This window comes from Kaistia sp. MMO-174 (assembly GCF_037147815.1).
GTDB lineage: Bacteria > Pseudomonadota > Alphaproteobacteria > Rhizobiales > Kaistiaceae > Kaistia > Kaistia nematophila.
Genome location: NZ_JBBCUO010000011.1, coordinates 1 through 20971 on the forward strand (window position 1 = coordinate 1; position 20971 = coordinate 20971).

Annotated in this window: 34 protein-coding genes; 30 read left to right on the forward strand and 4 right to left on the reverse strand. The window is 62.7% G+C overall.

The window, feature by feature from the left end; genetic code table 11:
* The 5 genes from WFK98_RS26835 to nusG all read left to right on the forward strand — a co-directional run.
* Window positions 1-193 (forward strand): hypothetical protein (locus WFK98_RS26835; protein WP_336802451.1); only part of this gene is annotated, 193 nt, incomplete at its 5' end.
* A 109-nt stretch (window positions 194-302) separates the two neighbouring features.
* Window positions 303-545, forward strand: coding sequence for a hypothetical protein (locus tag WFK98_RS26840; RefSeq protein WP_336802452.1), 243 nt, complete (start codon window positions 303-305; stop codon window positions 543-545).
* Window positions 542-826 (forward strand): hypothetical protein, encoded by a 285-nt coding sequence (locus tag WFK98_RS26845; RefSeq protein ID WP_336802453.1) that lies wholly within the window; start codon window positions 542-544, stop codon window positions 824-826. The genes WFK98_RS26840 and WFK98_RS26845 overlap by 4 nt, the downstream gene beginning before the upstream one ends.
* On the forward strand, window positions 823-1167 hold the full coding sequence (locus WFK98_RS26850) for a DUF551 domain-containing protein (RefSeq protein WP_336802454.1): 345 nt from the start codon (window positions 823-825) through the stop codon (window positions 1165-1167). The genes WFK98_RS26845 and WFK98_RS26850 overlap by 4 nt, the downstream gene beginning before the upstream one ends.
* A 72-nt stretch (window positions 1168-1239) precedes the next feature.
* The gene (nusG, locus tag WFK98_RS26855) at window positions 1240-1839 is read left to right on the forward strand and encodes a transcription termination/antitermination protein NusG (RefSeq protein WP_336802455.1); all 600 of its coding nucleotides are present in this window, start codon (window positions 1240-1242) and stop codon (window positions 1837-1839) included.
* Window positions 1840-1845: 6 nt separating this feature from the next.
* On the opposite strand, the gene WFK98_RS26860 is transcribed toward nusG, so the two are convergent.
* The 3 genes from WFK98_RS26860 to WFK98_RS26870 are packed head-to-tail and all read right to left on the reverse strand — an operon-like array spanning window position 1846 to window position 3231.
* On the reverse strand, window positions 1846-2283 hold the full coding sequence (locus WFK98_RS26860; protein WP_336802456.1) for a hypothetical protein: 438 nt from the start codon (window positions 2281-2283) through the stop codon (window positions 1846-1848).
* A 58-nt stretch (window positions 2284-2341) separates the two neighbouring features.
* Window positions 2342-2740 carry a hypothetical protein gene (locus tag WFK98_RS26865; RefSeq protein WP_336802457.1) on the reverse strand — a complete coding sequence of 133 codons (399 nt, stop codon included), beginning with the start codon at window positions 2738-2740 and terminating at the stop codon, window positions 2342-2344.
* Window positions 2741-2784: 44 nt separating this feature from the next.
* The gene (locus tag WFK98_RS26870; RefSeq protein WP_336802458.1) at window positions 2785-3231 is read right to left on the reverse strand and encodes an Arc family DNA-binding protein; all 447 of its coding nucleotides are present in this window, start codon (window positions 3229-3231) and stop codon (window positions 2785-2787) included.
* Window positions 3232-3329: 98 nt separating this feature from the next.
* Here WFK98_RS26870 and WFK98_RS27425 point away from each other — a divergent pair, with 98 nt between their 5' ends.
* The 15 genes from WFK98_RS27425 to WFK98_RS26940 all read left to right on the forward strand — a co-directional run bounded on the left by WFK98_RS27425 (window position 3330) and on the right by WFK98_RS26940 (window position 13970).
* Window positions 3330-3572 carry an Arc family DNA-binding protein gene (locus WFK98_RS27425; RefSeq protein WP_442907486.1) on the forward strand — a complete coding sequence of 81 codons (243 nt, stop codon included), beginning with the start codon at window positions 3330-3332 and terminating at the stop codon, window positions 3570-3572.
* A gap of 11 nt (window positions 3573-3583) precedes the next feature.
* A complete protein-coding gene (locus tag WFK98_RS26875) occupies window positions 3584-4342 on the forward strand; it encodes a phage regulatory protein/antirepressor Ant (protein WP_336802459.1) in 759 nt (252 codons plus the stop codon).
* A gap of 145 nt (window positions 4343-4487) precedes the next feature.
* Window positions 4488-4766, forward strand: a complete 279-nt coding sequence (locus WFK98_RS26880) for a hypothetical protein (RefSeq protein ID WP_336802460.1) — start codon at window positions 4488-4490, stop codon at window positions 4764-4766.
* 757 nt (window positions 4767-5523) lie between these two features.
* Complete coding sequence (locus WFK98_RS26885; RefSeq protein WP_336802461.1) at window positions 5524-5679, forward strand: hypothetical protein; 156 nt, start codon at window positions 5524-5526, stop codon at window positions 5677-5679.
* Entirely contained in the window at window positions 5676-5840 is a 165-nt protein-coding gene (locus tag WFK98_RS26890; RefSeq protein WP_336802462.1) for a hypothetical protein, read from the forward strand. The genes WFK98_RS26885 and WFK98_RS26890 overlap by 4 nt, the downstream gene beginning before the upstream one ends.
* Before the next feature lie 322 nt (window positions 5841-6162).
* Window positions 6163-7407, forward strand: a complete 1245-nt coding sequence (locus tag WFK98_RS26895; RefSeq protein ID WP_336802463.1) for a PBSX family phage terminase large subunit — start codon at window positions 6163-6165, stop codon at window positions 7405-7407.
* Between the two features lie 2 nt (window positions 7408-7409).
* Complete coding sequence (locus WFK98_RS26900) at window positions 7410-8831, forward strand: DUF4055 domain-containing protein (protein WP_336802464.1); 1422 nt, start codon at window positions 7410-7412, stop codon at window positions 8829-8831.
* Between the two features lie 52 nt (window positions 8832-8883).
* The gene (locus WFK98_RS26905; RefSeq protein ID WP_336802465.1) at window positions 8884-9639 is read left to right on the forward strand and encodes a hypothetical protein; all 756 of its coding nucleotides are present in this window, start codon (window positions 8884-8886) and stop codon (window positions 9637-9639) included.
* A gap of 76 nt (window positions 9640-9715) precedes the next feature.
* Entirely contained in the window at window positions 9716-10870 is a 1155-nt protein-coding gene (locus WFK98_RS26910) for a P22 phage major capsid protein family protein (protein WP_336802466.1), read from the forward strand.
* Between the two features lie 57 nt (window positions 10871-10927).
* The gene (locus WFK98_RS26915; protein ID WP_336802467.1) at window positions 10928-11182 is read left to right on the forward strand and encodes a hypothetical protein; all 255 of its coding nucleotides are present in this window, start codon (window positions 10928-10930) and stop codon (window positions 11180-11182) included.
* Complete coding sequence (locus tag WFK98_RS26920; protein ID WP_336802468.1) at window positions 11179-11598, forward strand: hypothetical protein; 420 nt, start codon at window positions 11179-11181, stop codon at window positions 11596-11598. Before WFK98_RS26915 ends, WFK98_RS26920 begins: the two co-directional genes overlap by 4 nt.
* Window positions 11599-11600: 2 nt before the next feature.
* Window positions 11601-12098 (forward strand): DnaT-like ssDNA-binding protein, encoded by a 498-nt coding sequence (locus WFK98_RS26925; protein ID WP_336802469.1) that lies wholly within the window; start codon window positions 11601-11603, stop codon window positions 12096-12098.
* 1 nt (window position 12099) lies between these two features.
* Complete coding sequence (locus tag WFK98_RS26930) at window positions 12100-12462, forward strand: hypothetical protein (RefSeq protein WP_336802470.1); 363 nt, start codon at window positions 12100-12102, stop codon at window positions 12460-12462.
* 3 nt (window positions 12463-12465) lie between these two features.
* Window positions 12466-13524 carry a phage minor head protein gene (locus WFK98_RS26935; protein WP_336802471.1) on the forward strand — a complete coding sequence of 353 codons (1059 nt, stop codon included), beginning with the start codon at window positions 12466-12468 and terminating at the stop codon, window positions 13522-13524.
* The gene (locus tag WFK98_RS26940; protein WP_336802472.1) at window positions 13524-13970 is read left to right on the forward strand and encodes an HK97 gp10 family phage protein; all 447 of its coding nucleotides are present in this window, start codon (window positions 13524-13526) and stop codon (window positions 13968-13970) included. The genes WFK98_RS26935 and WFK98_RS26940 overlap by 1 nt, the downstream gene beginning before the upstream one ends.
* Here the strand turns inward: WFK98_RS26940 and WFK98_RS26945 are convergent.
* A complete protein-coding gene (locus tag WFK98_RS26945) occupies window positions 13948-14154 on the reverse strand; it encodes a hypothetical protein (protein WP_336802473.1) in 207 nt (68 codons plus the stop codon). The genes WFK98_RS26940 and WFK98_RS26945 overlap by 23 nt on opposite strands.
* 17 nt (window positions 14155-14171) lie before the next feature.
* On the opposite strand from WFK98_RS26945, the gene WFK98_RS26950 reads away from it, so the two are divergent.
* The 10 genes from WFK98_RS26950 (at window position 14172) to WFK98_RS26995 (ending at window position 20947) form a co-directional block, all read left to right on the forward strand.
* Window positions 14172-14591 (forward strand): phage tail terminator-like protein, encoded by a 420-nt coding sequence (locus WFK98_RS26950; protein ID WP_336802474.1) that lies wholly within the window; start codon window positions 14172-14174, stop codon window positions 14589-14591.
* 54 nt (window positions 14592-14645) lie between these two features.
* Window positions 14646-15383, forward strand: coding sequence for a hypothetical protein (locus WFK98_RS26955; protein WP_336802475.1), 738 nt, complete (start codon window positions 14646-14648; stop codon window positions 15381-15383).
* 18 nt (window positions 15384-15401) lie between these two features.
* Window positions 15402-15776, forward strand: coding sequence for a hypothetical protein (locus WFK98_RS26960; protein ID WP_336802476.1), 375 nt, complete (start codon window positions 15402-15404; stop codon window positions 15774-15776).
* Between the two features lie 101 nt (window positions 15777-15877).
* The gene (locus WFK98_RS26965) at window positions 15878-16135 is read left to right on the forward strand and encodes a phage tail assembly chaperone (protein ID WP_336802477.1); all 258 of its coding nucleotides are present in this window, start codon (window positions 15878-15880) and stop codon (window positions 16133-16135) included.
* Between the two features lies 1 nt (window position 16136).
* The gene (locus WFK98_RS26970; protein ID WP_336802478.1) at window positions 16137-18098 is read left to right on the forward strand and encodes a phage tail length tape measure family protein; all 1962 of its coding nucleotides are present in this window, start codon (window positions 16137-16139) and stop codon (window positions 18096-18098) included.
* Window positions 18016-18507, forward strand: coding sequence for a hypothetical protein (locus tag WFK98_RS26975; RefSeq protein WP_336802479.1), 492 nt, complete (start codon window positions 18016-18018; stop codon window positions 18505-18507). Before WFK98_RS26970 ends, WFK98_RS26975 begins: the two co-directional genes overlap by 83 nt.
* Window positions 18507-18869 (forward strand): hypothetical protein, encoded by a 363-nt coding sequence (locus WFK98_RS26980; protein ID WP_336802480.1) that lies wholly within the window; start codon window positions 18507-18509, stop codon window positions 18867-18869. Before WFK98_RS26975 ends, WFK98_RS26980 begins: the two co-directional genes overlap by 1 nt.
* Window positions 18869-19387, forward strand: coding sequence for a DUF1833 family protein (locus tag WFK98_RS26985; RefSeq protein WP_336802481.1), 519 nt, complete (start codon window positions 18869-18871; stop codon window positions 19385-19387). The genes WFK98_RS26980 and WFK98_RS26985 overlap by 1 nt, the downstream gene beginning before the upstream one ends.
* Before the next feature lie 7 nt (window positions 19388-19394).
* Window positions 19395-20474, forward strand: coding sequence for a glycine-rich domain-containing protein (locus tag WFK98_RS26990; RefSeq protein ID WP_336802482.1), 1080 nt, complete (start codon window positions 19395-19397; stop codon window positions 20472-20474).
* On the forward strand, window positions 20471-20947 hold the full coding sequence (locus WFK98_RS26995) for a DUF4376 domain-containing protein (protein WP_336802483.1): 477 nt from the start codon (window positions 20471-20473) through the stop codon (window positions 20945-20947). The genes WFK98_RS26990 and WFK98_RS26995 overlap by 4 nt, the downstream gene beginning before the upstream one ends.
* The last annotated feature ends 24 nt before the right edge of the window (window positions 20948-20971 follow it).

The window sequence follows — 20971 nt, forward strand, 5'->3', positions numbered from 1 at the left end:
CGCCGTCTACCGCAGTTTGGACGACGGTCAGATCTGGGTCAGGCCACGCGAGGAATTCGAGGACGGTAGGTTCGAGCTGGCCACCAACCTCCGCCATAGCCCCACCCCACCACCGCAGCATAGGAAGGACGAGGAAGATGGCAGAGACAACCACTTCCAAAATGGAAGTAGTTCGACCCAGCGGGCTGATTGAGCGAATGTGTCGTGCAGCCTCAGACGCAACGATTGTCGGGGAGGGGTACCGCGACCCGGCTGCCCGGGCCAGCAAAGTGGATGAGTGCTGGCAGTCTTGGGAAGTCGCTATGACGGCTGCCGTCAAGGCGGCTCGGCACCCTGTTGGGGAGATCAACGTCCCAACCGATATCGAGCAGTACGGGATCAACCATGGGATCCCCGAGTTTGCGAATGCAGTCTACCGGTCCGGGTATGTCGACGGGCATCGCGCCGCTTTGGGCTTGCCAGAAGATGTCATGCACCGCCTGCGGAGGGGTGAATCCGTCACTCTCGCGGATCTCACCGCCGATGACGAGGACCCCACCCAATGACCGACACAATGATCGAGCGCGTGGCGGCAGTTCTGCGAGCAAACATCAAGGTGGACGCAACAGGGCTGGCACCGGCAGTCGCATCGGCGTTCATCGTTGGGATAGACGAAGCCGCCCGCGCGGCGATCGAAGCAATGCGTGATCCGACCAAGGCGGTCGTCGTCGCCGTCGAACAGAAGATTGCGGAGCGAGCAGCCGCAGCCCCTGACATGTTGCGCATGTATGGCGAAGATGTCTGGGACGCAGGCATCGACGCCGCCCTTCAGGAGACAAAGGGATGAGCAACACGTTTCTGTTCAAAGACGATGAGTCTGTATCCCCTGAAATGCAGGCAGCCATCGACCGGACAAACGAGGCGATCCACTCCCGCATGGACGAGGCCCTGCGACGGGCGGTCGTCACTGTCCGCCGAAACAGCTGGCGTCCGATTTCCAGCGCGCCGACTAGCGGGGATGTGCTTCTTTACTTCCCGCTGGAGGGATTGTCGAAAACACATCCGAATGTGGTTATCGGCCATCGCCACGAAGAAGGCTTCTGGGTGTTTCAAGGCCGCGCTTTCCGTGGCTATAGCGACGCCTACCAACCAACCCATTGGCAGCCGCTGCCTGATCCGCCGGAGTGACGCCGTCGGCGCAACCGACGTCACCCCCCAACCTGACGAAGAGGGAGGAACTCGAAATCAGGAACAAGCCCAATGAAAGACTGGTACGTCGTCCGCCTCGCCCCAGGCGCCACCCGCGATGCCAAGAGCCGACCATGCCGCCCAGCGCGGCCGGACGAGACCGCATTCGAACAGGAGATGCAGGAGGAGGGCTTTGCCTGCTACCTGCCGAAACTCCGCCGCGAGATCATCCATCACCGCACGAAGAAGAAATACACCCGCGCCTTTCCGTTGTTCACTGGCTACGCCTTCGTGCAAATCGCCTCAGATGACCGCTGGCCGGCGCTGCGGGATTGCGACGCCGTCGGTAGCGTGCTGTCACTGAATGGTCGCCCATGGGCTGTTTCCAGCGATCTGGTGACTGATCTGCGTGCCGCGGAAGCGAATATGATCTTCGACGACACCCGCGAGGCGCGGATCAAACGCCGCCAAGAGGGCCGAACGCATCGGGAGACCACGGCCATGCGATTCCCGGCCGGCCTCAAGGTCCAGGCTCTACGCGGGCCGTTCGCTGGCTATCACGGCATGGTCGAAAACGTCACCGGGCGCGGCCTCGTTCGAGTCATGATGCAACTGTTCGGCGGCGAGGCCCCGGTGGAGGTGCCAGTGGATTGGCTGGATGCGGCCGAGTAGGGGAGGTTAGGTCTTGGGCTGGGGCGGCTGTTCGCATGAATAGCGAACTTCATATGCTGCCTTCGCGACAGAGGTGGTGTCGCGTGCTGTGCATTTCCTGTTCTGAGAGGCTAGCCAAGCTTCCGCTGCATCCCGGTAGGCCACCGGGGGCGCGTCCGTGCTTACCCCATAACCAATCACTCCGGCGGCAACTCCGGACATGATCGCGGTGGACTTTGTGGCAGTAATCAACAGCTTCGATTCTGATGGATTGTCGAAGATCTCGTAAACTCTGGCCCGGTCTTCGGTGGTGCCAGTGCTAGCGTTTGCTACATAGCGGGGGCCTTCAGGGAGAACCGTGTAGGAGATCGGCTCTATGCCCTTGTAGTTGGCGGTCATGAAATCGGTGCTCTGACAGCCAGCGAGCACCGACGCCGCGGTAACGGACAGGATGATCAATCTCATTTGGCGCCCTCCCAAGCAGGGGGCGAGCTTCGCTTAGGTGAGATTGGATGTCGAGGCGTTATTTCCGTGGGGAAGAGGCTTCTACCGCTTTATCAAAGCGCGCCCTGGACACTCTGGAATTGGTCTGGGCTTCCATAAGGGTGTCCATGCATTTTTCGTAATTGGCAGCCGGCGCTCGCTTTTTGTTTTCGCGTCGGGTCCGTTTGTCGAAGTCATCAACTATGACGACGGCGTCGGCATCAGACTTGACGGCTTTACGCACAACCTGCTCAGCAATCGACCGGGCGGAGTGATAATACGCCGCGCCAATCGCATCCTGGCAAATGTAGGCCACGCCCATGTATGTGAAGGCGTCCTCGAACATCTTTTCTGCGGCGCGTTGGACGGGCGTCGCTTCCTCAGCGGTGGCTGATGTGGCGATGACAGCAAGCGCCGCTAAGAAATGTAGCACCTTCATCGGCCCCTCCAAGACATCCGCAAGGAAGCTAGCTTCGCCCAGCGCTAGTCGGAAGTCGAGTCGTCGGGCTTCTTCGGCAGCCGGATAACGCGTCGTTTGGGCTTAAGGGGCGGGGCGGGGCTGGTCTCCGCGGTCTCTGTGCTATCGGCGGGTAAACCAAGTTGTTTCCGCCATTCATCCTCTTCGCGAGGCGGATATCCTTCACGCCGCCCTTGGTCCAATTTCTTGGCCAGTTCCATCAGAGCTTCTCGGAGAAGCTGGAGCTTTGAATACTGCGGGGCATCCTCGAACTGGTCGGTCACATAGTGAGCCCAGTAGATCACGTCCTCGATTGTCGATTCCGGTGGGTAGGTCGCTTCCAGCAATTGGACCAGCTCAGCATTAACGCTGCGGTTATTCGCGCGGGCGGCGGCAGCGATCCTATCGCGCAAACCATCCGGGACCCGGATCACGATCTTATCCAAAACCCGACTGGGCGTGTCTTGAGACATAACTCTCCCCTTTTTACTGGCCTTAGGCCAATAGGGCGCTTGACACAATGTTGGCACTAGGCCGATATTGGCACTAGGCCAGCAAAGAGGAGACGCCGATGGCTGCCGCCCCGAGTAGGGAGTTGGATAAAATCATGGTTCGCTTGCCTAACGGCTTACGGACGCGCCTCGCCGTAGCGGCGAAGGCGAACTACCGATCTGTGAATGCAGAAGTTGTGAGTGTTCTTCAGCGTCTTTACGGCGCCACGGAAGCGACGGGGGAAGGTTTGGACGCCCAGATCCCCGCCGCTTCCAGCGACACGACCGCCTTGCATGGCGGTGCATCTCACCATCAGCCATAGGACGACTGAAGATGACGACCACAGAAATGCTCCCGCACGAGGCGGAACGCAACCCCATCGTTTTCGCCAAGGACGGCGAGGTCTTTGCGACCAGTCGGGACGTGGCCCACTTTTTCGGCAAAGAGGTGAAACACGTCAACGAGGCAGTGAGGAACCTCATCGCCTCCGAGCCCTCCTTGGCCCGGTCCAATTTTCGACCGTTTAAAATCAATGACTTAACTGGAGAGAGCGTCGCGTATTTCGAGATGGACCGCGACGGGTTCACCCTCTTGGCGATGGGGTTCACCGGCCAGAAGGCCCTGAAGTGGAAGCTGAAGTACATCGAGGCGTTCAACCTCATGGAGGCCCAGCTCCGCTCGGCGGCGGCAGTCGCCAACGTAAACCTGCGCGACCCGAAGCAGCTCACCGCCGTGGCGTTGCAACTGATCGAGGTGAACAAGGAGCTTGAGAGTCGCGTCGAGGAACTGAAGCCGAAGGCGGAAGCTCTCGATAGGATATCGACGGCCGAGGGCTCCCTGTGCGTGACGGACACGGCAAAGGCGCTTCAGCGGCGCCCGAGCGAACTGTTTGCCTTCCTCCGACAGCACCACTGGATCTATCGTCGGCCGGGGACATCCCACGACCTTGGCTACCAGTCGAAGGTCATGGCCGGTCTTCTTGAGCACAAGGTGAACACGGTCACGCGGCCGGACGGCTCCGAGAAGATCATCGAGCAGGTCCGGGTGACGCCGAAGGGGCTCGCTCATCTGGCGAAGGTGATGGCAGCATGAATACGCACCCATCCCCAACGCCACTCTCCGCCCTGTTTCGCGACCCGGATGTCCGGGCTGCATTCTGGCGAGCAGAACGCGATGGCGGCAACGAGTTCGCCGTAGTCGTTCGTCCCAAGGTTCTCTCTGGCGGTGAGGTAGCAGCATGAATGTCCACCCCAGGGCCATCGACGCAGACCGTGTTGGCGATGGCCGCGACGCGCTCAATGAGATCCACGCCGCGACCGGGACAATGAAAGCGGTATTGGATCACATCTACGACCTGTCTCTTAGGATCGGGTACAACGTGGTTCCAGACGCGAAGGAGATGGAAACGATCCACGCTCTTCTCGCGATGTCGACCGTCTGGGCGAGCCAGATTGACCATGATGTCGGGCAGGCTTCGGCACAGCACACCAAAGCTCTGGCTCTTCGAGTAGCTTAGCGGCGATACGAGTTACGGCGGGAGTTCTCGTACTCAACCCCGCGCTTCTTCGGAGGTTCAGGCGAGGCGAGCCATGGTGTGGCCGGGCGTGCCGGGTCATGGCAGGCAAAACGGAAACGGGACCGCTGGTTAGGGCGGCCCCGCTCCGACTAGATCAGGATATGCAAGATCGCTGCGATTGCCCAAAGGCAGGATGCAACGTCAATCTTGATCTCAATCGTCCGGTTGGTGATCCGCATCATGGATCTGCCCTCCGGCCTCGGCGCGCCTCAGCCTTTCGGGTTGAGGTTTACTGGCCTCGATCGAACGGAATATCTGCCGCCGTTCATCGATGCATCGGCCCGGCCTTCGCTGCTGCAGACAGTGTTGGCCGGCCCCGGCTGCCTCCTGCTTCTTCTGGCTGACACCAGTGGGTCTGCGCATAGGGAGCAGGGCCGGGCTGTGAGGGTGTCCAAGGTTAGGTTCCCCTGTTGGCTTAGGGCCGCCTTAGGCCTCACGGGTTGAGTATGTCCTTGGCTCAACAAAGAGTCGAATCGGAATGGGGGCGGTCTTCGGGCCGCCCGTTCCGCACTTGCAACCAACGGGAGAATGAACTAGATTCTGGTTCATTGACGATTTGGGGTGTTCAGCAGCGGACCCGCCTGGGTGCTCGCCGGCCCTTAGGGAAGAGCCTCGTCGGCTTCCCGCCATCAAAACCATGCGTGGAATCTAGTGTTGCCGCCCGGATATCCAGGCGGTGCTTTGCCATGAGGACTGCATGGCCAACGACGTGCCCGCCTTCGCCTCAGCTCACATCATCCGCGCCTACCAAGCCACGGGGCTTACTGCTCAGGCGTTCGCCGATTGGCTTCGCGCTTTCGCGGCGCAGGTAGACGCCAACGGTGAACGTGCGCTCGAAACAGGGGCTCTATGACTACCACCGAGACGCCCTCCGAACCGGCAGTTACCGCCGCGCTCCTGATTGTCGAGGCCTACGACGTGCTGGGCAGGCCCCAGGGCTTTGCAGACTGGCTCCGTCGCATCGCCAACGACTTCTCCGAAGATGAGATCGGCGAGACCGCCGGAGAGGCCTAGGGCCTCGAAAAACAAACAAGGGTTTCAAATATGGCAGCCAAGCACGGCGGCGCTCGCCCCGGAGCAGGGCGGAAGCCTGGGAAAGTCGGCGCAGCAAAGCGCGCCCTTTCGGAGATGGCCAAGGAACACGCCCAAGAGGCGCTGGCCACACTGGCGGCAATCCACGCTGACACTGCCGCCCCTCCGGCCGCTCGCGTCTCCGCAGCTACAGCGATCCTGGATCGCGCCTATGGGAAGCCGCCGCAGGCTCTCGACCTTACCTCTAGCGATGGAAGCATGACCCCATCGCCCACCGTGATTGAGTTCGTCACGCCTCAGATGGATGATGAAGGTACGGGTTGAGGAGCTACCAAAGCTCACGCGCAATTTCGCCGTCCCAGCGAGAACGCGGGTCTTCAAGGGCGGGCGAGGTTCCGGCAAAACGAGAGGCCTAGCCAAGCGCTCCGCGATCCGCATCTACCAACTCGCGGAGATGGGGGTTGAAGGCGTATTTCTCGCGTCTCGCGAGCATCTGAACAGCCTTGATGAAAGCTCGATGGAGGAGATCAAGGCCGCGATTCGTTCAGAGCCGTGGCTAGCCGGGTATTTCGATATCGGTGAGAAGTATATTCGCACCAGAAACCGGCGGATATCCTATGCCTTCGCCGGGCTGCGGCACAACCTCGATAGCATCAAGTCTAAGGCCCGGATCATCGGGAATTGGACGGACGAGGCCGAGAATGTCTCGGAGGTTGCCTGGCGCAAGCTGATCCCGACGTTGCGTGACGAAGGCCCAGGTTGGTACGTCGAGAACTGGGTCAGCTACAACCCTGAGAGCCCGGACAGCGCCACCCACCGGCGCTTCATCATCAATCAGTCCGATGACTGTGAAGTCTCAGATATCAATTGGTCGGATAACCCATGGTTTCCGGCTGTCCTCAACCATCAGCGGCTAGAGGACAAGCGCCTTCGGCCGGAGACGTATGATCACGTCTGGGAGGGGGCATTCCTAACCCTCACGGATGCGCAGATCTTCGCCGGCAAGTTCACCGTCGATGAGTTCGAGCCGCAGACGCATTGGGACGGCCCCTACCAGGGTGGTGACTTTGGCTTCAGCCAGGACCCAACGGCCGCGGTGAGATGTTGGATCGGAGACGCCCGACTTTGGGTCGAGTATGAGGCCGGCAAGACCGCCTTGGAGCTCGACGACTACGCGAAGTACATCGGTGGGAAGATCCCGGATTTTGCCAGGTATGCGACGCGTTGGGACAACGCCAGGCCTGAAGGCATCAGCCACATTCGGCGACATGGGCTTCCTCGTTCGGAGCCGGTCGAAAAATGGAAGGGGAGCGTAGAGGACGGCGTCGCCTTCCTCCGCAACTTCGAGAAGGTCGTCGTGCACCCTCGCTGCGAGCAGACCGCCCGAGAGTTCAGGCTCTACAGCTACAAGGTCGACAAGCGGTCAGGCGATGTCCTTCCGGACATCCTGGATGCAAACAACCACTACATCGACGCGCTGCGATATGCCGTCGGGCCTATGATCAAGCGCCAGGGCCGCGCTGCCGTGATCGAGACTGGATTCTTCTGAGCATGGCATTCGACCCAACCACCAAGCACCCGCTCTACCTCGCCTTTGCGCCGTTCTGGCGCCTGATGCGCGATGCATTCGACGGCGAGGATGCGGTCAAGGCGCGAGGCGAAATCTACCTGCCGATGAAGTCAGGGCAGGCGGCGATAATCGACCCGATAGCGCGTCAGAAAGCCTACGACGCGTATCGTATGCGCGCCGAATTCCCGGAGCTCGTCGCGCCTACCGTTCGTGGCGCGGTCGGCACGATCCTCGACCAACCATCAACGATCGAACTGCCGTCTGCGCTGGAGCCGCTGCGCGAGAAGGCGACCAGGGATGGTCTGACGCTTGAGGGCCTTCACCGACGCATCGCAATCGAGCTCATGACCGTCGGGCGCTATGGCGTCCTGCCCGGTGTGGCTCAGGATGGCACGCCCTATCTCGCGGGCTATGTCGCCGAGTCCATCATCAACTGGGATGAGACGGACGGGCGAACGGACTTCCTCGTCCTCGACGAGACGGGCCTTGTTCGCAACCGGGAAACCGGCGCTTGGGACACGGTAGATGTGTTCCTGGAATGCTTCATCCAGGACGGTGCCTATACCGCCCGCCGCTGGACCCAAACTCAGAACGGTTGGGTGGCGGACGAAGAGATCGTTGCGCAGGATCGAAAGCGTCGGGCTCTCGATAGCATGCCGTTCGTGTTCATCGGTGCGAACGACCTGACAGCCGCCCCTGACGATGTGCCCCTCTACGGCCTCGCCAAGCTCGCGGTGAGGGTCTACCGCATCGACGCTGATTATTCCTTCGCCCTGCATATGACATCCGAGCCGACCCCGGTTGCCATCGGGTTCGATGATCCGAAAGACGCGGTTGAGAACGGCCGGGCCCCGACGACGCTCGGAAGCTCCAAGCTCTGGCTGCTCCCGCCAGGCGGCGACGCCAAGTACCTCGAATTCTCTGGCCCTGGCCTCGAAGCCCAATCGAAGGCGATCCAGGATGCATTAAGCCGAGCAGTGGTGTTCGGCGCGCAGATCCTCTCGGACAGCCAGCGCACCGCCGAAAGCGGCGAGGCTATCCGGCTTCGGCTCGGCAATCAGACCTCGACCCTCAAGACCATTGCGCTCAACAGCGCAGCCGGCCTAGAGCGAGCCCTGAAGAACCTCGCTGTCTGGATGGGCGCGAACCCAGACGAGGTGAAGGTCACGCCGGTCACCGACTTCTTCGACCACGCCCTTTCGGCGCAGGACATCACGGCCCTCGTCGCCGGCTGGCAGGCTGGGGCCTACTCCTGGCGAACCATGTTCGACCGATTCCAGCGCGGCGAACTGATCCCTGCGGATCGCACCGCCGACGATGAGCTTGGTCAGATTGACCAAGAAAATATCGAGCGCGACACGAGCGCTGATGAAGTCGCGGCACTGACGCCGCGGGCCGCCTAACAGGCGGACACCTGCCCGCGAGCCGGGCTTTCCCACATTCAGGAGCCGCCCGATGGGCCTCAAGAGCATCTATGCGTCTGCGGATGACATCCCGGACGGCCAGAAGGATTTCTACAAGGAGGAGGGGGACAAGTTCGTCCTCGACGTCGAGGGGATTGATGATCACCCCAAGGTCCGCGGCGTCATCACGGCGAACCGTGAGAACGTCCGCAAGCGCGACGAGTACAAGCGCCAGGCTGAAGAGCTCAAGGCTCGTGTCGATGGCCTGCCAGAGGACTTCGACCCCGACGAGTGGGCGCAGCTAAAGGCCGGCAACGGCGGCAAGCCCGACGAGGCGCTGCAGGCGCTCAAAGACCAGCACGCCCGAGCTCTCGACGCCCTCAAGGCCAAGCACGCCGGCGAACTCGGCGAGCGCGACAAGCAGATTGGCGAACGCGACGGCTATATCGATCGCACCCTGATCGACGGCGGGCTGAAGGACGCGCTGCTCGACATCGGCGTGAACCCAGACCTACTGGACGGCGCCCTGGCGAGCCTGCGTGGCAGCGTGAAGGTCCAGCGCACCGATACCGGCGATCGCAAGGCCATCGTTGAGACCGACCTTGGCGAAGTCGCCATCGGTGACTTCGTCCGCGATTGGTCCGGCGGAAAGGGCAAAGCCTATCTCGGCAAGCCTTCCGGCCCTGAAGCAAAGGGCGGCAATCACCGCGGCGGCGGCAAGACCATGACGCGCGCCGACTTCGACAGACTCGACCCCGCCTCGCAGTCCAAGGCGATGACGGTCGACAAGATCACCCTCGTCGACTGATCGACGAGTTCGCCCGACGGGCACTTCCAGGCCGACGGCCTCCCATCCCTGAAACGCTCAAAAATCGGAGGCCTTAATGGCTACGAGCAATACGCTTACGGGTATTATCCCGACCCTTTACGAAGCAATGAACATCGTCTCGCGCGAGATGGTCGGTTTCATCCCGGCCGTTCGCCGTGACAGCAATGTCGAACGAGCTGCGGTCGGTCAGACCGTCCGCTCGCCGATCGGTGTGGCTGGTGACCTCGAAGATGTGACGCCCGGCCAGAACCCGGCCAACTCGGGTGGCACCACCGTCGGCTATGTGGACGTCCAGATCACCAAGTCGAAGGCGGCGCCGATCCTTTGGTCCGGTGAAGAGCAGCGCGGCGTCGGTACGACCGGCACGCTCAACGACATTCTTCGCGACCAGTTCGCCGACGGCATGCGCAAGCTGGTCAATGCGATCGAAGTCGACATCGCTGCGGCGGCCAAGGCGGGTTCGTCCCGTGCCTATGGCACTGCTGGCACGACCCCGTTCGCGAACGTGGGTGACCTCTCGGACTTCGCGGGCATCCGCAAGATTCTCGAAGACAATGGCGCCCCACTGTCGGACCTGCAGCTCGTCCTGAATTCGACCAGCATCGCCAACCTGCGAGGTAGGCAGTCTGTCCTGTTCAAGGTCAATGAGGCCGGATCGAGCGACATGCTGCGAGACGGCATGACGGATCGTGTGCAGGGCTTCGCGCTCCGCAACTCGGCGGGCATCCGGGCCCACACCAAGGGCACGGGCGCCTCGTACGTCACCGACGGCGCTTCCGCAGCCGGCGCGACTAGCGTCGTGCTCAAGACCGGCACGGGCACCGTTCTGGCGGGTGACGTTGTCACCTTCGCCGCGGACTCTGCCAACAAGTATGTTGTGAACGGCGGCGTAGCTGCGCCCGGCACCATCACTCTGGGCAAGCCCGGTCTGCTGGTCAACGTAGCCGATGGCAACGCCCTTACCGTTGGCAACAGCTACACCGGCAACTACGCCTTCGCTCGCTCGGCTATCGTTCTGGCCGCTCGTGCGCCGGCCCTGCCGGAGGGCGGCGATTCCGCCGATGACCGCACCACGATCACGGACCCGATCAGTGGCCTCACCTTCGAGGTCTCGGTTTACCGCCAGTACCGTCAGGTCAAGTACGAGATCGCGATGGCCTGGGGTGTCGGTGTCCCGAACGGCGCGCACCTCGCGACGCTGCTCGGCTGATCTGAGAAGCGAGGCCGGGAAATCGGCCTCGTCACTGAGATCATCGGAGTTTCAGAAATGCTCGTTCTCATGACCAAGGATGGCGCTGAGCTCTCGGTACATCCATCGACCGTTGCGGAACATCAGCGTCTCGGCTGGGGCGTCGTCTCGTCCGTGGCAGAGACCGACCCAGCCGTCGGTGATGTTGAGCTGACCGATGACGAGCTCCGTGCAGCCATCGAGGCCGCGACTGGCAAGGCACCTCACCATAAGACCGGCCGGGCCAAGCTGCTCGAACAGTATGCGGCCGCGCAGGGCGGTAGCGCCGCGTGACGACGATCGCCTACCGGGATGGCGTTCTCGCCGCTGACAGCCTCATTAGCAGTGGCAATGCCAGAGCAGGGCAGGCGCAGAAGATCGCTACCTGCGGCTCGACGATGGGTGGGACGAGCGGGTCGATCGAAGCCTGCCACCGCTTCGTTCAGTGGATCGAAGCTGGCGCGGAAGGAGATTGTCCCGAGCTCGGCGACAGCGACGGCATTCTCGTCCGTGGCAGCCAAACTTTCTATGTGGGCTCAAAGGGTGTCTTGGTCCCATTCGAAGCCGAGTTTGCCGCTGTCGGCTCCGGAGAGAAGTTTGCACTTGGGGCGATGGCAATGGGCGCGACCGCCGAGCGGGCCGTTGAGGTCGCGAGGGAACTCGACGTCCACACGGGCGGCCAGATCGTGACGCTAAGGCACAAGGGATGACCATGTCCCACTACGGCTCTCTGGACGACGCGCTGTCCTATCATGCAGTCCACGGGAACGCCGCTTGGTCTGCTGCCGGCGTGACCGATACGCAGCGCACCGCCGCACTCTTCCGCGCTAGCGCCGCACTGGACGGGCGCTATTCCGCCCGCTATCCGGGCCGTAAGGCTGGCGGCCGTGCGCAAGATCTGGGCTGGCCGCGTATCGATGCGGTGGACGCAGAGGGCGATGCTATCGCCCCCTACGAGGTGCCGATCGAGATCCTGCAGGCTGCTTACGAGATGGCGCTCGCGGAACTGGTGTCGCCAGGGAGCCTTTCACCGTCGGTCACCCCTGGCAAGGTGAAGGTCCGTGCCCGTGTCGAGGGCGCCGTGGATGTCACGTATGCCGGCGGCGGTAGCGTATCCTCTCAGAGGCCGACGCTCACCGTTGTCGACGATATCCTGTCCAGTCTTCTCGCCCGGTCCAGCGGCGCTTCAGTTGACTTGCTGAGGGTGTGACGTGGGCTTCTACGATGAGATGCAGGACGTCGCGACCGAGCTGCTCAGCGAGTTCAAACAGGGCGTCGTTCAGCTCATCCGCGTCACTCCAGGCGCGCCAGACCCTGCCACGCCTTGGGAGCCGGGCCCGCCGACGCAGGCGACCTATGATTTGAAGGCCACCGTCACCCGAGAGCACCAGCGGTATGAGAACGGCGTGCTGATCGTCGAAACCGGGGACATGGTGATGTTCGCCGTCCCTGAGGTCACGCCGCTGCTCTCCGACAAGCTCGTGATTGATGGCGCCGTCCGTTCCATCACCAACCTCACGCCTATTCCCGCCGCCGGCGACCCGGTTGCGTGGAAGGCGTGGTGCGCGGGGTAGCCGATGGCCCGTCGGTCCGATCGAGACCTCATCGAAGGCCTTCTTGCCACCCAGGAAGAGGCCGTCCGCGCGGCTTTCATGGAGGCCATCGCCGACATCGTGAACACCGTCGTCCTCAACATCGTCGTCGAGCGGTTGGAGCGCGGCGATATCGAGGGGGCGCTGCAGGCTTTGCAACTGGATCCCGCCGCATTCTCCAAACTCGAACTGCGGTTGGCCGACGCCTACAACTCGGGCGGCATGGCGACGGTAGGGAGCCTGCCAAAGGTGCGTGATCATGAGGGCGGGCGTGTCGTCTTCCGGTTCGGTGTTCGCAACCTGGAGGCCGAGACCTGGCTGCGCGAGCACTCGTCGGCCTTGGTCACCGCCATCCTCGACGATCAGCGTGTTGCCGTCCGGCTTGCGCTCAGCGAGGGGCTGGCAGAGGGGCAGAACCCGCGCTCGACCGCCCTCAACGTCGTGGGCCGCGTCAACCGTGTCACCGGCCAGCGCGAGGGCGGTATCATCGGCGTCACGTCGGCGCAGGAGCGGTATGTCGCCAATGCCAGGCAGGAACTGATGTCCGGCGATCCGGCGCAGTTGCGGGCCTATCTTGGGCGCGAGCGCCGCGACAAGCGCTTCGACCGAACGATCTTGGCAGCCATCAAATCAGGCAAGCCGCTGGACGCCGAGACGATAACGAAGATCGTCGGGCGCTACAGCGATAGGCTTCTCGAACTCCGTGGCGAATTCCTCGCCCGCACCGAGACCATGATGGCCCTGAGCAAGGGCCGGGACGACGCTATCCGACAGCAGATCGCCGCCGGCAAGATCCGCGTCGAGGACGTCACGAAGATCTGGCGATCGGCCGGCGACAACCGGGTGCGCCATACCCACCGGGTCTTGAACGGGCAGAAGGTTCCGATGGATGGCGTGTTCCAATCTCCGTCGGGTGCCACGCTCCGGTTTCCGTGCGACCCGCGCGCGCCGATCTCCGAGATCAGCGGCTGCCGCTGCGTCGTGAGCTATGACATCGACTATTTCGCCTCGGTCGTGGAGCGCTTCAAGGCAGAGGCTGCCTGATGGCCAACCTCTCCTTCGCCACCCAGGTCGCCGATTGGGTGAGGAAGGTGAAGGGCGCCCAGGAGGCCGTGTTCAAGGCCAGCGTGCAGGAACTTGCGGCGCGGGCGCAGACGACACGGAATGCCGGCGGTCGCATGCGCGTCGACACTGGCTTCCTCCGCGCTTCATTGATGGCCTCGACGTCCGCCATGCCACTCATCGACCCGAAGAAGGGGCCGGTGGAGGGACAGACCTACGCATTTGATGCCGGGGTGATCGAGGCGGTGATCGCCGGCTCCGAACTCGGCGATACGATCTATCTCGGCTACACCGCCGCCTATGCAGCGCACCGCGAGTATGGCGCGCGCGGGCAGACGCCAGACGCGTTTGTGAGAACCGCCGCGCAGCAATGGCCGGAGATCGTGGACGGCAAGGCGGCCGAGCTTAAGAGCCGCCTGGGCCTGTGATGCCTGGGACCTGGTCAGATCCGCTTTCGGACGCGACCAGCAAGGCGAGGGCAAGGCCGGACAGCGCCTGGCGGGCGGCCTTCAGGGCCGTGTCGGCACGAACGGTCGAGCCGGGGGCATTGCCCAGCGCACGGCGCGCCTCGGTCAGAAGATCATGGGCCTGATTGTCGCTGAGCGGCTTCATACGAGGAATCTATCAGCATGGTTGTGGCCACGATAGAGGGCAACATCGAGCAGGCCCTGTTCGCGCGGCTTGCGGCCTTCGCGCATTCGCCAGCCCTGCCAATCGCGTGGCCCAACGTCTCGATGAACCCGAAGCCAGCCAGCTATCTCCGGGCCTCTCATCTCCCGAACACCAACCGGCGCCTGTTCCTCGGCTCCGCAGAGCCCCACCAGCGGGTTGGCCTTCTGCAGGTGGATGTCTTCACCCCTTTGAGCGCGGGCGCGTCAGCGGCCACGGAAATCGCTGGCAAGGTGGCAGAGCACTTCCAGCCCGATCTGCCCATGCGGTCAGGTGGCATCACGACACGTGTCACCAAGGCCCCAGACGTCGGCCCCGCGTTCGCCGACGATACCCATTGGCAGGTGCCGGTGACCGTCGCCTACGAAGTTTTCGCATAGCCAGCCGGCCAGCCGGCGCGTCCACCCGCCACTACGATCCAAGGAGATCTCGCCATGGCGAATACCAACAAGGGCCGGAAGGTCTATTTCTGCACGACCCCGCAGCCTGCCAATCTCGACCAGAGCCAGTTCGAGGCTCTGACCTGGATCGAGGTTGGCAATGTCGGCTCGGTCGGCGAGTCCGGCGTGAACACGAACGTCGTGAGCTATGATGAGCTCGCGACCGACATGACGCAGAAGCAGAAGGGTATTTCGAACGCCGGTGATCCGACGATCGAATGCGCCCGCAACCCGACGGACGCCGGCCAAGTCGCGCTCCGCGCGGCAGCCATCACCAAGTTCTTCTACGCGTTCAAGTTCGAGGACCTCGATGCCCCCGACGGGAACCACACGAACACGGTCTACTACAACCGCGGGCTGGTCGCTGGCCCGACGCGCCCGAACGGCCGGAACGAGGACTTTATCCTGGAGGTTTACACCCTCGGTCTCGTCCAGCGCGAAATCGTGGTGAACCCCCAGTCGCTCGTGGCACCCGCCAATGCGCTCCTGCCTTCTATCGCTGGCGTTCTCACGCAGGGGTCTGTGCTGACGGCCGTTCCTGGCCGTTGGTCTGGTGAGCCTTCATTCGCCTACCAGTGGAAGCGCGACGGCACGAACATCTCCGGCGCCACGGGCTTGACCTACACGCTCGTTGCCGGCGACGCGGCCAAGGCGATCTCAGTTGCTGTGACAGGCACCAATGGCGCCGGCAATGCCACTGCAACGTCCGCGGCGACGGCCAACATCACCTAATCAATTTCGGAGATCCGCATGGACATCCTGGCTATCCAGCCGACGACAATCACCATCGAAATCAAGCACCCGGCATCGGGAGAGCCCATCGGCCTCCAAATCGAATGCGTCAGCCTCGAGGATGACCGGGTGAAGGCGGTGGAGCGCACAATCAAGAACAAGGCTCTGCGTGGCGGTCGCAACTCGATGACGGCGGAGAAGATCGAGGACAACACCGTTGATCTTCTCGCTGCAGCCATCGTCGGCTGGAAGTGGGATGACAGCCTCTCACTGGGAGACCTGACGGCTCCGCCGCTCACGAAGGTTAACGTCGTCAAGCTGCTCCAGGTCGGCTGGCTTGCCAAGCAGATCGACACGGCGCTCGGAGACGAAGCCGCTTTTTTCGCGAACTAGGGCCGCTGCTGGTCTCGCACATCGAGGCTTACGTTCGGCTGGATTTCGCAGACGATACGGGCGAGACCCGGCGAGAGCGGCTGGCTCGGTTCGGACTACCAGTGGAAGAGCCCGACCCTCTGGACCCAGACTATGCGTATCTCGTCGGCTGGTTTTGGAGCATGCGGGCGGGGCTCTCTGCGGGTCTCAATGGGACCGAGCCGCTCTCTATGACGGAGATGGCGCACTGGATGACGCTCACCGGCGACATACTGAGGCGCGAAGAGATCCGGATCATCCGATCTATGGACGACGCCTACCTCGCCGCCGTGGCCAGAGAGCGGGCGGAGGCGGCTGAGCGGTCGTCCAACAGGAACTGACATGGCGAACATTGCCTCTCTCGGGTTCGACGTCGACAGCTCTCAAGCTGCCCAAGGCGCCCGGGACCTCGACCAACTGACGAACTCGGCGAAAAAGGCTGAGAGTGCGTCCAGCGTTCTCAAGAACGCTTTCAGCCGTCTGGAGGCGTCTCTGGCAAGCATCGAGCGCGCGGTGCGGAGCGTCGAGACTGCCGTCCTTGGGATGGGGAAGGGCGTCTCGACGGCTGAGAGCCGTGTCGTCAATCTTGGCACGACCACGGGTCGAGCCACCGGTCAACTCCAGCAGATGATCGTGACCGGCGCGAACGTTTCTGTCACGTTCGGAAAGCTGGATGCCGCCGTCACGCAGGCAGCGACAGCTATCACCAAGGAAGGGGCCGCAGCGGTTAGCGCTGCCGGATCGGCCGAAGTGCTCGAAAGGGCCCTCACCAGTGAGGCGGCTGCGGCGGCAAAGGCCACCAAGGCGCTGAGCGGCCACGCAGTCGCCGCCAACTCGAATGTGAAGGCGGCGTCGAACCTGAACACGGCCAACATCGCAGCACAGTTCCAGGACATTGCCGTCTCTGCTCAGGCGGGCATGGGCGCCATGCAGATCGGCCTCCAGCAAGGCACGCAGCTTGCCGCAGTGATCTCCACTATGGAGAGCCCACTAAAGGGTCTGGCTGCCGCGTTCGCATCGGTATTCTCGCCCGTCAGCATTCTGGTGATCGGACTGACGGCGCTCGCGGCCGCCGGTTTGCAGATGGTCGACTGGGCCAAGCTGGGCTCGACAGTCCTTCGCACGCTGGCGGCGGCCATTCAGCCGATCGCGCCCTATGCTGTCGCTGCCGCTGCCGGCCTGGCACTTCTCTACGGCCCGGCGATGGTCGCCGGTGTTGTCCAGCTGATCGCTCTAATGGCGCGCCTTGCCGTGACCGCAACAGTTGCTGCGGCAGCTATGGCCGCAGCCAACCCGGCTGCGGCACTGATCCTCGGCGTGGTGGCCGCTGTTGCCGCCGCGAACATCTTCCGAGACGAGCTGACCCAGATCTTCGGCGTCGACATCGTGGGTGTGGCGAAGACGGCAGCGAACTACGTCCTCAACTCTTTCCGGGCCGCCTATGAGGATCTGAAGTTCATCTGGGGTAACTTCGGCGACATCATGGGTGCCGCCGTCATCGGTGGTGTCAATCTCGCCATTGACGGCATCAATAAGCTGATATCGGGCGCGGGCGCCGGCATCGACTGGCTGATTGACAAAATCAACGCCATCCCAGGCCTCGACGTCGCTAAGGTTGGGGATAGTCTGCAGTTGGATCGGCTGGCGAACCCAGCTGCTGACCGGCTAGCAGCTGCGAATGCATCCCATAAATCCAGCATTGACCAGATCATGTCGCAGGACTCGATCGGCGGCATCTATGCCGGGATTGAAAAGGGAGCGTCTGCCGCGACTGCGAAGCTCAAGGAGCTTGCCGCTGGGCTCACGACCGTCGACGAGAAGACAAAGAAGCGGCATGGCAAAACGGACGGCGAAAAGTTCGATGATATCGTTCGCGATGCAGACGCTCGTATCGCTTCTCTTCGTGCCGAGCAGGCCGGTCTGGGACAGACGGCAGAGGCCGCATCTCGTCTGAGATACGAGCAGGAGCTTCTGAACCGAGCCACCAAGGCCGGCCTTGACCTGGACCCGGACCAGATCTCTACCCTAAAGGAGAAGGCCGCTGCGATGGCCTCCTTGGAGGCGGAGACGAGCCGTCTTCGCGATGCTTACGACTTCGCCAAGGACACGTTTAAGGGGTTCTTCCAGGACATTCGATCTGGGATTGCTGACGGCAAGGGGCTGTGGGCATCGCTGGCCGACGCCGCAACAAACGCTCTCGATCACGCAGAAGCTGGTCGATATGGCCACAGACCAGCTTTTCAACGGGCTCTGGAGCAACCTATCCGGCATCATCTCAGGCGGTGGCGGCGCGATTGCGTCTAGCGGCTACTCGACGACGACGGGGCTGCTCTACCATTCCGGCGGCATCGCGGGCATGGGTGGGTCATCTCGAACGGTGTCGTCCTCCCTCTTCAACAATGCGCCGAGATACCATTCCGGCGGCGTTGCTGGGCTGAAGCCCGATGAGGTGCCAGCGATACTGCAACGTGGTGAGCGCGTCATTCCTCGCGGCAGCTCCAGGGGCGGCGGTGACGGCAATAATATGGTCGTGCAGGTGGTCGATCAGCGGTCGTCGGGTTCGCCAGAGGTTGAGCAGCAGCGTTCAACGGGCCCCAACGGAGAGCAACTGCTTCGACTCTTCATCCGTGATGAGCAGTCCAAGAATATTGCGAGTGGTCGCATGGACAACCCGCAGCGCGCTCGCTTCGGCAGCCGGCCGAGGAGAAACTGATGGTTGCGACTTGGCCCCTGGCAAACCGCAAGAGCCCTGATGCCGCCTCGTACTCAGAGGCGCCCCAGTCGAACCGCATTACGTTCGAGCCAGAGATCGGCCCGACTATCGATCGGCGCCGGGGGACTGCAGCCGGGACGATGTTGAACATCCAGTTCACCGGCATCACAGACGACGAAAGAGAGACGTTCGAGGACTGGTATCGCAGCACTCTCTATGACGGCGTCCTGCCGTTTGTGTGGGTCGATCCAATTCGGGGTACGTCAGCCTCGTTTCGCTTCACGAAGGATACGTACGAGCTACGCCCGCACCCTGGCGCGGAGTATCACGACCTGTCCTTCCAACTCTATCGGCTTCCCTGATGGCGAAGCAGCGAAGCGTATCCGCCAGCCTTCGGCGGGAACTGGACAGCCAGGAGAGCGGCGAGGCCCTGCTGGTCTTCATGACCATCACCAACCCGGACGTGAACGATATCATCCGCGTGGTCTCGGACTCCGTCGACTACATCTGGAACGGTGATCGCTACATCGGCTTCTGGTTCGACGCCTCGCTTCTCAGCGATGATGACGCGCCGCCCCAGGCGCAGATCAAGGTCCAGAACGTCGACGAGAAGATCGGCCACGCACTCCAGGCGGTGACCAAACCCTGCCGGGTGCAGATCGACGTCATTGCCGCCTCGCAGTTCGACCAGACCGTGGTTCCGCGGGTCGAGATCGATGCTCCGGCCATCGTCGAGTACTCGGCCAAGCACCTCTACCTGACCAATGTCGACGTGGACGTCATGGAAGTGACGGGCACGCTTTCGAGCTGGAACTACTCCCAGCGCTCATGGCCCGGCATCCGAGCGACCAAGTCGCGCTGCCCGGCGCTCTTCATCTGAGGTTTCGATGGCCGATTGGATCCTGCCCAACTCCAGCACGCCTGGAGCGGTCACTGGTGACGCCTACATGGACGCGGTCCAGGCGAAGGTCGCGCGGCTAAGCCAGGGCGTGAATATTCAGCTCTCAGGCGTCGGCGGGACGGCGAACGACATCACTGCCACGCTCGATCCAGCCCCGATTTCGGGCCTGACGAATGGCATGCTGTTCGTCCTGCCGGTCAGCGTGTCGAACACGGGCGCTGTGACGTTGGCTATCAACGGTGGGGCGGCGGCCAATGTCGTCGACCTGCTTGGGGCTGCTCTTACCTCCGGCCGCTTTCCTGCCGGCTCGCGCCAGCTTCTGACCTTTTCCGACGGAGCCTTTATCTCGATCGGCGATTCCCGGATCGTCACCAATATCCTCGACTACCAGGCCTTCACCGCTTCGGGCACCTGGGCAAAGCCAATCGGAACGCCAGGCAACGCCTGGGTGTTCGTCGAGGGATGGGGCGGTGGCGGCGGCGGCCGCACCAACTCCGGCACGAACGGCGGTGGCGGAGGTGGTGGCGGCTACATGTCTCGGATGTTCCGGGCTTCTCAGATCAGCAGCAGCGTCTCTGTCATCGTTGGTGCCGGCGGAGCGGTGAACAGTAACGGCACCAACTCGTCGTTCGGTTCGTTGCTGACCTTCCCCGCTGGCAGCACGGGAAGCGATAGCACAGCCAGTAATTTCCGGGTTGGAGGCACCGGTGGCGGCTTCGTGGGAGCGACAGAGGACTTCACTGGCGGCGGAGGCGGTGGGTACACAAGTACCTCCGCAAGCTCCAACTTTAACACCTCAGGCTACCCAAGCTACCAAGGAGGAGGAGGAGGAGGGGGCTACAATGGTGCGACCACTGGTGGAGCTGTCTCGGGTGGAAACAGCTATTGGGGGGGCGGCGGTGGCGGCGGGGCGCGGGCAACCGGATCGGCATCCGAAGCTGGTGGCACGAGTGTCATGGCAGGAGCCGGTGGCGCCCGCGGCCAAGCCGGCTTTACACCAGCCGGCGGTGGCGGCCGTGGCGCGGCAGGGGCACGCGGGGAAGTCCGCGTGTGGGTGGTGGCATGACGACGTACGCCCAGATCATCAACGGCACCGTGGTCTCCCGCATTGAGGCCTCAGAGGATTTCATCGCGACGCTAGATGGCGAGTGGGTGCCTGACACTCAGTTTGCCATGGTGCTCGGCCATGGATGGGACGGTGAGAAGGCGATCCCGCCGCCGGCCGCGCCTGTCGAGGCGAGTGACGTCAATGCGGAACGCGACTGCCGAATTGGGCTCTCGATCGAGTTCGAGGGCAATCAGTTCCAGGTGACCGACGGCTCAATCCAGGACGATTTCGGGCTCGCCGTTGCCCGGCTACAGGCCACGTTTCCCCGCATCACGCTCGACAATCACATCGTCTCGCTCTCCGCGGAACAGATGATCGAGCTCGGCCGGGCGGTCATCGAGCGCAAATCACGCCTCACGCTGGCGGCTCGCCGGCTGAAGGACAAGTCGCCGATCCCGGCCGACTATCGCAACGACAAGCACTGGCGCTGATGCACTGGTCCTCGAGGTACGTCG

Excerpts from the sequence above, each read along its gene's own strand:
- WFK98_RS26840 (WP_336802452.1), top strand. The coding sequence starts at position 303 with ATGACGGCTGCCGTCAAGGCGGCTCGGCACCCTGTTGGGGAGATCAAC.
- WFK98_RS26845 (WP_336802453.1), top strand. The coding sequence starts at position 542 with ATGACCGACACAATGATCGAGCGCGTGGCGGCAGTTCTGCGAGCAAAC.
- WFK98_RS26850 (WP_336802454.1), top strand. The coding sequence starts at position 823 with ATGAGCAACACGTTTCTGTTCAAAGACGATGAGTCTGTATCCCCTGAA.
- nusG (WP_336802455.1), top strand. The coding sequence starts at position 1,240 with ATGAAAGACTGGTACGTCGTCCGCCTCGCCCCAGGCGCCACCCGCGAT.
- WFK98_RS26860 (WP_336802456.1), bottom strand. The coding sequence starts at position 2,283 with ATGAGATTGATCATCCTGTCCGTTACCGCGGCGTCGGTGCTCGCTGGC.
- WFK98_RS26865 (WP_336802457.1), bottom strand. The coding sequence starts at position 2,740 with ATGAAGGTGCTACATTTCTTAGCGGCGCTTGCTGTCATCGCCACATCA.
- WFK98_RS26870 (WP_336802458.1), bottom strand. The coding sequence starts at position 3,231 with ATGTCTCAAGACACGCCCAGTCGGGTTTTGGATAAGATCGTGATCCGG.
- WFK98_RS27425 (WP_442907486.1), top strand. The coding sequence starts at position 3,330 with ATGGCTGCCGCCCCGAGTAGGGAGTTGGATAAAATCATGGTTCGCTTG.
- WFK98_RS26875 (WP_336802459.1), top strand. The coding sequence starts at position 3,584 with ATGACGACCACAGAAATGCTCCCGCACGAGGCGGAACGCAACCCCATC.
- WFK98_RS26880 (WP_336802460.1), top strand. The coding sequence starts at position 4,488 with ATGAATGTCCACCCCAGGGCCATCGACGCAGACCGTGTTGGCGATGGC.
- WFK98_RS26885 (WP_336802461.1), top strand. The coding sequence starts at position 5,524 with ATGGCCAACGACGTGCCCGCCTTCGCCTCAGCTCACATCATCCGCGCC.
- WFK98_RS26890 (WP_336802462.1), top strand. The coding sequence starts at position 5,676 with ATGACTACCACCGAGACGCCCTCCGAACCGGCAGTTACCGCCGCGCTC.
- WFK98_RS26895 (WP_336802463.1), top strand. The coding sequence starts at position 6,163 with ATGATGAAGGTACGGGTTGAGGAGCTACCAAAGCTCACGCGCAATTTC.
- WFK98_RS26900 (WP_336802464.1), top strand. The coding sequence starts at position 7,410 with ATGGCATTCGACCCAACCACCAAGCACCCGCTCTACCTCGCCTTTGCG.
- WFK98_RS26905 (WP_336802465.1), top strand. The coding sequence starts at position 8,884 with ATGGGCCTCAAGAGCATCTATGCGTCTGCGGATGACATCCCGGACGGC.
- WFK98_RS26910 (WP_336802466.1), top strand. The coding sequence starts at position 9,716 with ATGGCTACGAGCAATACGCTTACGGGTATTATCCCGACCCTTTACGAA.
- WFK98_RS26915 (WP_336802467.1), top strand. The coding sequence starts at position 10,928 with ATGCTCGTTCTCATGACCAAGGATGGCGCTGAGCTCTCGGTACATCCA.
- WFK98_RS26925 (WP_336802469.1), top strand. The coding sequence starts at position 11,601 with ATGTCCCACTACGGCTCTCTGGACGACGCGCTGTCCTATCATGCAGTC.
- WFK98_RS26935 (WP_336802471.1), top strand. The coding sequence starts at position 12,466 with ATGGCCCGTCGGTCCGATCGAGACCTCATCGAAGGCCTTCTTGCCACC.
- WFK98_RS26940 (WP_336802472.1), top strand. The coding sequence starts at position 13,524 with ATGGCCAACCTCTCCTTCGCCACCCAGGTCGCCGATTGGGTGAGGAAG.
- WFK98_RS26945 (WP_336802473.1), bottom strand. The coding sequence starts at position 14,154 with ATGAAGCCGCTCAGCGACAATCAGGCCCATGATCTTCTGACCGAGGCG.
- WFK98_RS26950 (WP_336802474.1), top strand. The coding sequence starts at position 14,172 with ATGGTTGTGGCCACGATAGAGGGCAACATCGAGCAGGCCCTGTTCGCG.
- WFK98_RS26955 (WP_336802475.1), top strand. The coding sequence starts at position 14,646 with ATGGCGAATACCAACAAGGGCCGGAAGGTCTATTTCTGCACGACCCCG.
- WFK98_RS26960 (WP_336802476.1), top strand. The coding sequence starts at position 15,402 with ATGGACATCCTGGCTATCCAGCCGACGACAATCACCATCGAAATCAAG.
- WFK98_RS26970 (WP_336802478.1), top strand. The coding sequence starts at position 16,137 with ATGGCGAACATTGCCTCTCTCGGGTTCGACGTCGACAGCTCTCAAGCT.
- WFK98_RS26975 (WP_336802479.1), top strand. The coding sequence starts at position 18,016 with ATGGCCACAGACCAGCTTTTCAACGGGCTCTGGAGCAACCTATCCGGC.
- WFK98_RS26980 (WP_336802480.1), top strand. The coding sequence starts at position 18,507 with ATGGTTGCGACTTGGCCCCTGGCAAACCGCAAGAGCCCTGATGCCGCC.
- WFK98_RS26985 (WP_336802481.1), top strand. The coding sequence starts at position 18,869 with ATGGCGAAGCAGCGAAGCGTATCCGCCAGCCTTCGGCGGGAACTGGAC.
- WFK98_RS26990 (WP_336802482.1), top strand. The coding sequence starts at position 19,395 with ATGGCCGATTGGATCCTGCCCAACTCCAGCACGCCTGGAGCGGTCACT.
- WFK98_RS26995 (WP_336802483.1), top strand. The coding sequence starts at position 20,471 with ATGACGACGTACGCCCAGATCATCAACGGCACCGTGGTCTCCCGCATT.